Source organism: Brachybacterium halotolerans, assembly GCF_016623465.1.
Classification (GTDB): Bacteria; Actinomycetota; Actinomycetes; order Actinomycetales; family Dermabacteraceae; genus Brachybacterium; species Brachybacterium halotolerans.
Window position 1 is genome coordinate 43534 of record NZ_JAEDAJ010000001.1, and the last position, 11353, is coordinate 54886.

Annotated in this window: 7 protein-coding genes; 4 read left to right on the forward strand and 3 right to left on the reverse strand. The window is 72.3% G+C overall.

What is annotated here, in order from left to right:
• Positions 1-81: 81 nt before the first annotated feature.
• Entirely contained in the window at positions 82-2436 is a 2355-nt protein-coding gene (locus I8D64_RS00210) for a RelA/SpoT family protein (RefSeq protein WP_200500525.1), read from the forward strand.
• Here the strand turns inward: I8D64_RS00210 and I8D64_RS00215 are convergent.
• Positions 2379-3260 (reverse strand): hypothetical protein, encoded by an 882-nt coding sequence (locus I8D64_RS00215; RefSeq protein ID WP_200500526.1) that lies wholly within the window; start codon positions 3258-3260, stop codon positions 2379-2381. The two genes, I8D64_RS00210 and I8D64_RS00215, sit on opposite strands and share 58 nt — an antisense overlap.
• A gap of 106 nt (positions 3261-3366) precedes the next feature.
• The gene (locus I8D64_RS17700; RefSeq protein WP_200500527.1) at positions 3367-4983 is read right to left on the reverse strand and encodes a DUF349 domain-containing protein; all 1617 of its coding nucleotides are present in this window, start codon (positions 4981-4983) and stop codon (positions 3367-3369) included.
• A gap of 329 nt (positions 4984-5312) precedes the next feature.
• Here I8D64_RS17700 and hisS point away from each other — a divergent pair, with 329 nt between their 5' ends.
• Both hisS and trxA read left to right on the forward strand, forming a co-directional pair.
• Positions 5313-6668, forward strand: a complete 1356-nt coding sequence (gene hisS, locus I8D64_RS00225) for a histidine--tRNA ligase (RefSeq protein ID WP_200500528.1) — start codon at positions 5313-5315, stop codon at positions 6666-6668.
• Positions 6669-6768: 100 nt separating this feature from the next.
• Positions 6769-7137: a thioredoxin gene (gene trxA / locus I8D64_RS00230; protein WP_152353135.1), complete on the forward strand. Its 369-nt coding sequence runs from the start codon at positions 6769-6771 to the stop codon at positions 7135-7137.
• 132 nt (positions 7138-7269) lie between these two features.
• On the opposite strand, the gene I8D64_RS00235 is transcribed toward trxA, so the two are convergent.
• Positions 7270-9192, reverse strand: coding sequence for a DEAD/DEAH box helicase (locus I8D64_RS00235; RefSeq protein WP_200500529.1), 1923 nt, complete (start codon positions 9190-9192; stop codon positions 7270-7272).
• 166 nt (positions 9193-9358) lie between these two features.
• Between I8D64_RS00235 and aspS the strand changes: the two genes are divergently transcribed.
• Positions 9359-11218 carry an aspartate--tRNA ligase gene (gene aspS / locus I8D64_RS00240; RefSeq protein WP_200500530.1) on the forward strand — a complete coding sequence of 620 codons (1860 nt, stop codon included), beginning with the start codon at positions 9359-9361 and terminating at the stop codon, positions 11216-11218.
• Positions 11219-11353: the final 135 nt, after the last annotated feature.

An 11353-nucleotide genomic window follows, 5' to 3' on the forward strand; every position in this document is an offset into this window, starting at 1 on the left:
GAGCTCTCCGCCGTCGGCGGACGCCGGACACCACCACTCCCTACGGGGTCGTAGACTCGGGTGACTGCGCAGGAGGTTCGGATGAGTGAACACGGGACCACCCCCCGGTCGGAATCGCGCCCGGCGCCCGTCCATCGGCGCTCGCGGTCTCCGTTCTCGTTCCTGGTCGGACGCACGTCGCCGACGAGTCCGAACCCCTCCTCAGCCTATTTCGAACCGCTCGTCCAGGCGGTGACCGCGGTCCATCCCAAGGAGGACCTGGGACTGCTGGAGCGCGCCTTCGCCGTCGCCGAGAGGGCCCATCAGGGGCAGTTCCGCAAGAGCGGGGACCCGTACATCACGCACCCGGTGTCGGTCGCGATGATCCTCGCGGAGCTCGGCAGCCCGCAGGAGGTGCTCGCGGCCGCTCTGCTCCACGACACCGTCGAGGACACCGACTACTCGCTCGACCAGCTGCGGAAGGACTTCGGCGACGAGATCGCCCTGCTCGTCGACGGCGTGACCAAGCTCGACAAGGTCACCTACGGCGACGCGGCCCAGGCCGAGACCGTGCGCAAGATGATCGTGGCGATGAGCCGTGACATCCGCGTGCTGCTCATCAAGCTCGCCGATCGCCTGCACAACGCCCGCACCTGGCGGTACGTGCCCGCCGCGTCGGCCGAGCGCAAGGCGCGCGAGACCCTCGAGATCTACGCCCCGCTCGCGCACCGCCTGGGTCTGAACACCATGAAGTGGGAGCTCGAGGACCGCTCCTTCCAGGTGCTCTACCCGAAGGTGTACGCGGAGATCGTCTCCCTGGTCGCCCAGCACGCGCCCGCCCGCGAGCAGTACCTCGCGAGCGTGTCCGGGCAGATCCAGGACGACCTGCGCAAGGCGAAGATCAAGGCCTCCGTCACCGGCCGCCCCAAGCACTACTACTCGATCTACCAGAAGATGATCGTGCGCGGCCGCGACTTCGCGGACATCTACGACCTGGTGGGCATCCGCGTGCTCGTGGACACCGTGCGCGACTGCTACGGCGTGCTGGGCATCCTGCACGCCCGGTGGTCGCCCATCCCGGGGCGCTTCAAGGACTACATCGCCCTGCCCAAGTTCAACCTCTACCAGTCGCTGCACACCACCGTCATCGGCCCCACCGGCAAGCCCGTCGAGGTGCAGATCCGCACCCGCGAGATGCACCGCCGCGCCGAGTACGGCGTCGCCGCGCACTGGAAGTACAAGGCGATGGCGGGCCCCGACCCGGCGCCGACGGCGAAGTCGGGGGAGATGGCCTGGCTGCGCCAGCTCATGGACTGGCAGAAGGACACCTCCGACTCGGGCGACTTCCTGGACTCCCTGCGCTTCGAGATCAACAGCCAGGAGGTCTACGTCTTCACCCCGAAGGGCGACGTGATCGCTCTTCCCCAGGGGGCGACACCCGTCGACTTCGCCTACACGGTGCACACCGAGGTGGGCCACCGCACCATCGGGGCACGTGTCAACGGCAAGCTCGTGCCGCTGGACTCGGCGCTGAGCACGGGCGACGTGGTCGAGGTGTTCACCTCGAAGGCCGACGGCGCCGGGCCCAGCCAGGACTGGCTGGGCTTCGTGAAGACCCCGCGCGCCCGCACCAAGATCCGTCAGTGGTTCTCCAAGGAGCGCCGCGAGGAGGCGCTCGAGAAGGGCAAGGACGAGCTGTCCAAGGCGCTGCGCCGCCAGGACCTTCCGATGCGCCGCCTGCTCACCCACGAGACCCTGCAGTCGGTCGCGCTGGACCTCGACCAGAACTCCGTCGACGCCCTCTACACCGCGATCGGCGAGGGGCACGTCGGGGCCCAGAACGTCGTCGAGAAGCTCCGAGCGACCTTCGGCGGGACCGCCGGGGCCGAGGAGGACGTGGTCGAGACGACCCTGCCCTCGAAGGTGCTCGCCCGCCCCTCCGAGGCGCAGCGCCACACCAGCGAGACCGACCAGGGTGTGATCGTCGACGGGCAGAAGGACCTGTGGGTCAAGCTCGCCAAGTGCTGCGCACCCGTGCCGGGCGATCCGATCATCGGTTTCGTGACCCGCGGGTCGGGCATCTCGGTGCACCATCGCCAGTGCTTCAACGCCACGCAGCTGCAGGAGGAGCAGCCCGATCGGATCGTGGATGTCCACTGGTCCGGCCGCATGGGCTCGGTCTACCTCGTGCACATCAAGGTCGAGGCGTTGGATCGGGATCGACTGCTCACGGACCTCGCCCTGGTGATCGCCGACCAGCAGGTGAGCCTGCAGTCCGCCTCATGCCAGTCGCATCGGGACCGACTGGCCACGGCGTACTTCTCGTTCGAGCTCGCCGACCCCTCGCACCTGCAGGCCGTCCTCGCGCAGGTCCGCAAGGTCGAGGGCGTCTACGACGCCTATCGCGTCACGGCGGACGGCAAGGTCGTCGAGGGTCGAGGAATGGTCGAGGCCTGACCCCCGTATCCTCGGCGCGCCCAGCGCTCCACCTCCCGCACCCGCAGCACGGCCCGCTCGCGCGTGTCGGCGTCCTCCGCCCCCTCGGGAGCTGACGCGCAGCGCCGCACGATCTGCTCGAGGAGCCTGCGGGCGACCCTGCTTCCCGAGCCTCCTCGCGCCGCTGCGAGCCGCTCCCCGATCTGCTCTCCCGTGCACAGCCCGGTGCGCACGAGCGCTTCCACTCCCTCGATCGCGGCCTCTCCGTCGAAGCGCAGCAGATCGGCGCCCGTCCTGGCGGGGGTGGTGACCGGCGTGCCCGCGATCTGCTCGATGTCGGTGACCGCGACGCCGGAATGGTGGACGCGCACCCCGGGGATCACGCTGCGGTGGGAGAAGGTCAAGAGGTCGATGGGGTCGGGGAACGCCGCGCCCGTGTGCACCCAGTGCGCCGACCAGAGGGCGATCACGTGATCGCTGCGCAGCCTCGCGCCGACGGCGCCGCCCACCAGCAGAGCCCGGTCCGAGGCGTGCTCGGCGAGATAGAAGGGGACCAGCCGACCCTCGCCGACGGGCACCAGAGCCCCCGTGCGCACATCGTCGTAGTGCGAGAGCGTCGCCGGCCAGCGGGCGACCTCCTGCTCGAGGGCGGCCGCGAGCTCGGCCGCCTGCTGCGACCATGCCGCGCAGGGAGCGTCGGCCGAGGGCAGGGACGGGTGCACCTCGGCGGAAGCCGCGGGGGAGGCGCCGGCCGGGCCGAGCGCGACGACCGAGCCGTCCGCGCCGGGCGGGGCGGGCGATGCGGGCGGGGCGACGGCGGGGGAGGGCGGCTCGGGCGGAGGCATGCGCCGAGCATCCCGGCCGGGCGTCCGCGCATCAAGGCGCCCGCCCGTCCTGTGGACGAGCGGGCGCTGTGGAGGAAAGGGAGCGGCGCGTGGAGGCCGCGCGGGATCAGCCCAGGTCGCGGGCGGAGCGCTCGATGACCTCGAGCCACTCGCGCCGTGCGCGCAGCGCCTCCTCGGCCTTCGCGATCTTCGCGGGGTCGCCGGTCGCGCGCGCCTTCTCGAGATCGTCCTCGTAGCTGGAGATCGCCTCCTGGAGCTGCGAGGACGCCCCCTCGACGCGGGCACGGGTGCGGGGATCGGTGCGACGCCACTCGGCGTCCTCCGCCTGCTTGAGCGAGCGCTCGAAGGTGCGCAGTCGGTCCTCGATGCGCCGCATGTCGCCGCGGGGCACCTTGCCGGCCTCGTCCCAGCGGTCCTGGATCCTGTGCAGCACCGCGCGGGCGCCGTCCAGATCCTCGGCCGGGTCGACGGCCTCGGCCTCTGCGAGCAGACCCTCCTTGACCTTGAGATTCTCCTTCTGCTCGGCGTCGGAGGCCGCTAGGTCCTCGTTGCGCGCCGCGAAGAAGGTGTCCTGTGCCGCCTTGAAACGAGCCCACTGGGCGTCGTCCTTCTTGCGGTTGCCGCGCGGGGCCGCGCGCCACTCGTCCATGAGGGAGCGGTAGGCGCGGACCGTCGGACCCCAGTCGGTCGAGTCCTTCATCTCCTCGGCACGACGGATGATGTCCTCGCGGATCTTCTCCGCCTCCGCGTGCTGCTCGTCGAGATGGGAGAAGAACTGGCGACGCTTGCGGTCGAAGGCGCTGCGCGCCGCGGAGAGCCGCTTCCACAGCGCGTCCTCGGTGGACCGCTCGAGCGAGGGCCCCTCCTTCTGCATCGACTTCCAGGTGCCGACCATGCCGCGCATGGTCTCGCCGGCGCTCTTCCAGCTCATCCGCTCCGGCTCGGTCTCCACGAGCTGCTCGATCGACTCCACGAACGCGGTGCGCTCGGCGGTCGCCGCGTCGCGGGCCTGCAGGCGCTCCTCCTCGAGGGCGTGGATCTTCTCCTTGGCGTTCTCGCGCAGCTCCGACGCCCGTGCGCGCAGCGCCGGGATGTCACCGATGACCTGCGGCTCCTTCATGTTCTTGCGCAGGTTCTCGAGCAGGCGGTTCAGATCGGCCTGCGTGAGCTGCGGCGCAGCGAGCCGCTGCTGGGTGACGTCGAGGAAGGCCACGAGGTCGAGGTAGGCCCGCGCGAAGGGCGTCAGCGCCTCCTCGCGCTCCGCGGAGGCCGCGGGGCCGAGCGAGCGCTTCTGCGTGCCGTCCTGGACGCTGACCGTGCCGTCCTCCTCGAGCGTCCCGAAGGCCAGCGCCTCCTGGATCGCCGCCTCGTCGTACTCCTGCACGGGAGGCGCGACTGGGATCAGCGGCGCCGACGGTCGCCGGCCGGCGAGTGCGGCCGGGCTCGGCGTGCCGGGACGAGGGGTCGGCCGGGGCGTCGGGCGCGGGGTCGGGGCGGCGGGTGCCGCGGACTCGGGCGCAGGGGCCTCGGACGTCTCGCTGTCGGTCGCGGCGTCGGGCGTCGCGTCCTCGGTCGTGCCGTCCGGCGTCGTCGCCGAGGAGGCCGCGCTCTCGGAGGACGCGCCCTCAGCGGCGGCGCCCTCGGATGCTGCGCCCTCGGTCGTCGAGGCGTCGGGGGTCGCGCCGTCGGGCGCGGTGGCTTCGGGAGTCTCGGACTCGCTCACGGGGGAGCTCCTTCTCTCGTTCCGCTGGATCGCGGGTCACTGCCGTCGCCGGGACGGCGTCATGGTCGTGGCGCGGGACACCACGCCAGGGAACTCTACCGCCGATCGTTCACCCATCCGCGCGCGTCCCAGGGGCTCGCATCCGCAGGGCACCCGCATCGTGCCCTGCGCGTCGGCCCGCCACGCGGGCGCGGTCCCGCGCGGTGCGCTCGTGGGTCGATAATGGATGCTCGGCGTGCGGGCACGCATCGCTCTCGCGCCTCGCACGCCGCACGGACCGCGCCGGCACGCGCGGACCGCCGCACGCACACCACGCAAGGAGCACACCCGTGGCGAAGATCAGCGCCCTGTCCGGATTCCCCGAGCACCTGCCCGAGCAGCGTCTCGTCGAGCAGCACGTCATCGACGTGTTCCGCCAGGTCGCCGAGCTCCACGGCTTCTCCGGGATCGAGACCCGCGCGGTCGAGCCGATGAGCCAGCTGCTGCGCAAGGGCGAGATCGACAAGGAGGTCTACGTCCTGCGTCGCCTGCACGCGGAGGAGGACGACGGGTCCGAGGCCGATCCCGATCGTCAGCTCGGCCTGCACTTCGATCTCACCGTGCCGCTCGCGCGCTACGTGCTCGAGAACGCCGGGAAGCTCGCGTTCCCGTTCCGCCGCTTCCAGATCCAGAAGGTCTGGCGCGGCGAGCGGCCCCAGGAGGGCCGCTACCGCGAGTTCTACCAGGCGGACCTCGACATCATCGGCCAGGACACCCTGCCCTCCCACCAGGAGGCCGAGGTCGCCGTGGTGATGGCGGAGATCCTCTCGCGCCTCCCGCTGCCCGCCTTCACGATCCGAGCGAACAACCGGAAGCTCTCCGAGGGCTTCTTCCGCTCGATCGGCCTCGAGGACTTCGAGGGCGTGCTGCGCACCATCGACAAGCTCCCGAAGATCGGGGAGGAGGCCACAGCGCGCCTCCTCGTCGAGGAGGCCGGCGCGAGCGAGGAGCAGGCGCGAACCTGCCTGGCCTTCGCCTCGATCCGCACCCGCGACGACTCCTTCGCCCAGCAGGTCCGCGATCTCGGCGGCGAGGGCGAGCTGCTCGAGGAGGGCATCGCCGAGCTCGCCGCCGTCCTCGAGCAGGTCGAGGCGGCCGTGCCCGGAGTGATGATGGCCGACCTCTCCATCGCCCGCGGGCTCGACTACTACACGGCGGGCGTCTTCGAGACCTTCCTCGAGGGCAGCGAGTCGCTGGGCTCGATCTGCTCCGGAGGGCGCTACGACCGTCTCGCCGCGGACAACCGCCACACCTACCCGGGTGTGGGCCTGTCGATCGGGCTCTCCCGCCTGGTCTCGCGGATGCTCTCGGCCGACCTCGCGCGGCCCAGCCGCGCGGTGCCCACGTGCGTGCTGGTCGTCGTGGAGAGCGAGGAGACCCGGCGGCGCAGCGAGGCCGTCGCCCGCGACCTGCGCTCCCGGGGCATCCCCACGGAGGTCTCGCCGACCTCGGCCAAGCTCGGCAAGCAGATCCGGCATGCCGACCGCCGCGGCATCCCCTTCGTCTGGTTCCCTCACGAGGACGAGGGGGACGCGGTGCGCGACATCCGCTCGGGCGAGCAGGTCGAGGCCTGCGCCGATTCCTGGCAGCCCCCCCGCGAGGATCTGCACGTGCAGGTCCTCGCGGGCTCCGGCGGCGAGGGCTGAGACCCGCGCACCGCACCGCCGGACGCCCCGGCGCCGGGAGACATGCGTCACCGGCCGTTCGCACGGGAATGTGCGAACGGCCCGGGGCGTTGTGGGGGGCATGGCTACAGTCACGCTGACGTCCGAGAACCACGACGAGACCGTCAAGGACGGCGTCGTCCTCATCGACTTCTGGGCAGGATGGTGCGTCCCCTGCCAGCGCTTCGCGCCGATCTTCGAGCAGTCCTCGGAGGACCACGGCGATGTCACCTTCGCGAAGCTCGACACCGAGGACCAGCAGGAGCTGGCCATGCGCTACGGCGTGACCTCGATCCCGACCCTCGTCGCCTACCGCGACGGCGTGCCCGTCTTCCAGCAGGCCGGCGCCCTCCCGCAGGCGGCGCTCGAGGACCTCATCTCCCAGGTCCAGGGCCTGGACATGGACGAGGTCCGCAAGGCCTACGCCGAGGCGCAGGCCCAGCAGTCCTGACCCTCCTGCCGGCAGTCTGCCGACGGTCCCACGACGCGGAACGGCCCCGCACCCATCGGGTGCGGGGCCGTTCTCCGTCCGTTCCGGGGCGCGCCGCGTCCGCGGGGCCGGCGCACGCGCGGCGCTGCGCGCTCAGCGGCCGCCGTGCGCGCGTCCGGAATCGCGCCGCGGGCCGCCCTCACGGCGGGGTCCGCCGAAGCGCCGACCGCCCTCGTGGCGCCCGCCCTCGCGGGAGTCGGGTCGACGCGACCCGTGCTCGCGACGGCCGCCCGCGCGCGGGCCGCGGTCCTCGCTGATGCGCAGGGTGCGCCCGGCGATCTTCGCGTGGCCGATGCGGTCGATCTGGTCGTCCTTGAGGGAGCCGCGGATCTGGACCAGGGAGAACGAGCCGAAGATGTCGATCTTGCCGATCGACTTCCCGTTCAGGCCGCCCTCGCCCGTGATCGCGCCGACGATCGCCGCGGGCTTCGCCCCGTGCGAGTGGCCCACGGAGACGCGGTAGCTCGTGAAGCCCTTCTCGGGCTGGCCGGGGGCGGGACGGCCCTTGCCGTCGGACTCGCGATCCCGGTCGGAGCCCTTGAGGTGGGCGCCGGTGAACTCCTCGTCGCCCTCGACCTCGGCCCCGGGGCCGTCGTCGCCGACGGCCGTCGCGGCGAGCACCGCGGCGAGCATCCGCGGCTCCATGCCGCTGCTCGCGAGGAACGCGTCGACCTTCTCGAGGTAGAGATCGAGCCGACCGCGCTCGGCGCGCTCGGGCACGGAGGCCAGCAGCTTCTCGGTGCGGTGGGCGGAGACGTCCCGCGGGGAGGGGATCGAGATCTCCTGCAGGGTCTGGCGCGTGGTCTTCTCGATCGCGCGCAGCTTGCGGCGCTCGTGCGGGGCGACGAAGGTGAGCGCCTCGCCGGTGCGTCCCGCGCGGCCGGTGCGGCCGATGCGGTGGACGTAGGCCTCGGGCTCGCCGGGGACGTCGAAGTTCACGACCAGGCCGATCTTGTCGACGTCGAGGCCGCGGGCGGCGACGTCGGTCGCGACGAGGACCTGCAGCGAGCCCTCGCGCAGGCGCTCGACGATCTTCTCGCGCTCCTTCTGCGGCACGTCGCCGCTGATGGTCGCGGCGACGACGCCGCGGGCGACGAGCGCGGTGCCGACCTCCTCGGCCGCCGAGCGGGTGCGCACGAAGACGATCGCCGCCTCGGCGTCGGAGGTCGCGAGCACGCGGGCGAGCGCGCCGGTCTTGTGACGGAAGGGCACGACCGCGTAGCGCTGGGAGACGTTGGTCGTGGTGCTCGCCTGGCGCGACACGGAGACCCGCACCGGGTCGCTCATGTGCTCCTCGGCGACCCGCTGGATCGCGGGCGGCATGGTCGCGGAGAAGAGCGCGACCTGCTTGGACTGCGGGGCGTGGGAGAGGATCTCGTCGACGTCCTCAGCGAAGCCCATGCGCAGCATCTCGTCGGCCTCGTCGAGCACCAGGTACCTGAGGGTCTCCAGGTGCAGGTTGCCGCGCTTGAGATGGTCGATGACGCGTCCCGGGGTGCCCACGACGACCTGGGTGCCGCGGGAGAGCGCGCGCTCCTGGGGGCCATAGGGCGAGCCGCCGTAGACGGAGGTCACGGAGAGGCCGTCGACGTCCTGGGCGAAGGTGCTGATCGCCTCGGCGACCTGCATGGCGAGCTCGCGGGTGGGGGCGAGGACGAGCGCCTGGGCCGCGCGCTCCGAGGGGTCGACCGCGGTGAGCATCGGCAGGCCGAAGGCCGCCGTCTTGCCGGTGCCGGTCTGGGCCACGCCGATGACGTCGCGCCCGGCCAGCAGCTGCGGGATGGCCTCGCTCTGGATGGGGGAGGGGGTCGTGAAGCCGAGCCGGTCCACGGCGCCCTGCAGCACGCGCGGCAGGTCGAGGTCGGCGAAGGTCGGCTCCGCGGGGGCCCCGGGGGTGGCGGGGGCCTCAGGGGCCGAGGGTGCCTCGGTCGCGGAGTCCGCGGCCGGGCCGTTCGGCTCGTCGGACGCGGGGGCCTCGGGTGTGGGATCTGCGGCGGAGGGGCGTGCTTCGTTCATGGTGTCCTTCGACTGCGGGGCGGGGTGGACCCGCCAGCGGTGCAGGTCGGGACAGATATCCAGGATACGGAGCGGGCATGCCCGGGCACAGGGGCGCAGGGGGCGAGATCGCTCACCCCGCGATAGCATCGGGGCGACCGCATCCCTGAGACGAAGGACTTCTTCCGTGCTGCGCACCCATCATGCCGGTGAGCTCCGAAGCGAGCACATCGGCCAGACCGTCACCCTCACCGGCTGGATCGCCCGCCGCCGCGACCATGGAGGCGTGACGTTCCTGGATCTCCGCGACGCCAGCGGCGTCGCCCAGGTCGTCGTCCGCGAGGACGAGGCCATGCACCTGCGCAACGAGTACGTGCTGAAGGTCACCGGCACCGTGGACCGTCGTCCCGAGGGCAACGAGAACCCCGCCCTGCCGACCGGCGAGATCGAGGTCACCGCGAGCGACGTCGAGGTGCTGAACCCCTCGGCGCCCCTCCCGTTCCAGCTCGACGACCACGCCGAGGTGGGGGAGGAGGCGCGTCTGCGCTACCGCTACCTCGACCTGCGCCGCTCCGGTCCGGCGCGCGCTCTGCGCCTGCGCTCTGACATCAACCGCGCGGCCCGCGAGACCCTCCTGGACGACGGCTTCGTCGAGATCGAGACGCCCACGCTCACGCGCTCGACCCCCGAGGGAGCCCGGGACTTCCTGGTGCCGGCGAGGCTCGCCCCCGGCTCCTGGTACGCGCTGCCGCAGTCGCCGCAGCTGTTCAAGCAGCTGCTCATGGTGTCCGGGATGGAGAAGTACTTCCAGATCGCCCGCTGCTACCGGGACGAGGACTTCCGCGCCGACCGCCAGCCGGAGTTCACCCAGCTCGACGTCGAGCTGAGCTTCGCGGAGCAGGAGGACGTGATCGCCCTCGCCGAGGAGCTGCTCAGAAACGTCTGGAAGGTCGCCGGGCACGACATCACCACCCCGGTCCCGCGGATCACCTACGAGGAGTCGATGCGGCGCTACGGGTCGGACAAGCCCGACCTGCGCTTCGACCTCGAGATCACGGAGATGACCGAGTACTTCTCGGACACTCCCTTCCGCGTGTTCCAGTCGCCGTACGTCGGCGCGGTCGTCATGGCCGGCGGCGCCTCCCAGCCCCGCCGCCAGCTCGACGCCTGGCAGGAGTGGGCCAAGCAGCGCGGCGCCAAGGGCCTGGCCTACGTGCTCGTCCAGGAGGACGGCACGCTGACCGGCCCCGTGTCCAAGAACATCTCGGACCAGGAGAAGGAGGGCCTCGCGAAGCAGGTCGGTGCGCAGCCGGGCGACTGCGTGTTCTTCGCAGCCGGCGAGCCGAAGTCCTCGCGCGCCCTGCTGGGCGCCGCGCGCAACGAGATCGCCGAGCGCCTGGGCCTCATCGACCACGACGCCTTCGCCTTCGTGTGGGTCGTGGACGCGCCGATGTTCGAGCCCGCGAGCGAGGCGGTCGCCGCGGGCGACGTCGCGGTCGGGTCGGGCGCCTGGACCGCCGTGCACCACGCGTTCACCTCGCCCAAGCCCGAGTTCATGGACACCTTCGACACGGATCCGGGCAGCGCGCTGGCCTACGCCTACGACATCGTCTGCAACGGCAACGAGATCGGCGGCGGCTCCATCCGCATCCACCAGCAGGACGTGCAGGAGCGCGTCTTCCGCGTGATGGGGATCGACGAGGAGCAGGCGCGCGAGAAGTTCGGCTTCCTGCTGGACGCCTTCGCCTTCGGGGCCCCGCCCCACGGCGGCATCGCGTTCGGCTGGGACCGCATCGCGGCGCTGCTCGCCGGCACCGACTCGATCCGCGACGTCATCGCCTTCCCGAAGTCCGGCGGCGGCTTCGACCCGCTGACCCAGGCGCCCGCTCCGATCACCGCCCAGCAGCGCAAGGAGGCGGGGGTCGACGCGAAGCCCCGCAGCGCCGAGGCGAAGGACGGTGCTGACGCGAAGAGCGACGCCGAGGCGAAGAACGACGCCGAGGCGGAGAGCGGCGCCGACGGGGCCGCTCCCTCCGGGCGGGCCTGACTCCGGGCCGGTCCGCTCGGCCCGCGGAACGCACAGGGCGGGGGGGCCCCCCCGGGGGGGGGGGGCCCGGGGGGGGGGGGGGGGGGGGGGCCCCCCCCCCCCGGGGGGGGGGGGGGGGGGGGCTGCCCGCGCCCC

Bases quoted from the DNA above. Each gene is read 5' to 3' on its own strand.
- I8D64_RS00210 (WP_200500525.1), top strand. From the start codon at position 82: ATGAGTGAACACGGGACCACCCCCCGGTCGGAATCGCGCCCGGCGCCC.
- I8D64_RS00215 (WP_200500526.1), bottom strand. From the start codon at position 3,260: ATGCCTCCGCCCGAGCCGCCCTCCCCCGCCGTCGCCCCGCCCGCATCG.
- trxA (WP_152353135.1), top strand. From the start codon at position 6,769: ATGGCTACAGTCACGCTGACGTCCGAGAACCACGACGAGACCGTCAAG.
- I8D64_RS00235 (WP_200500529.1), bottom strand. From the start codon at position 9,192: ATGAACGAAGCACGCCCCTCCGCCGCAGATCCCACACCCGAGGCCCCC.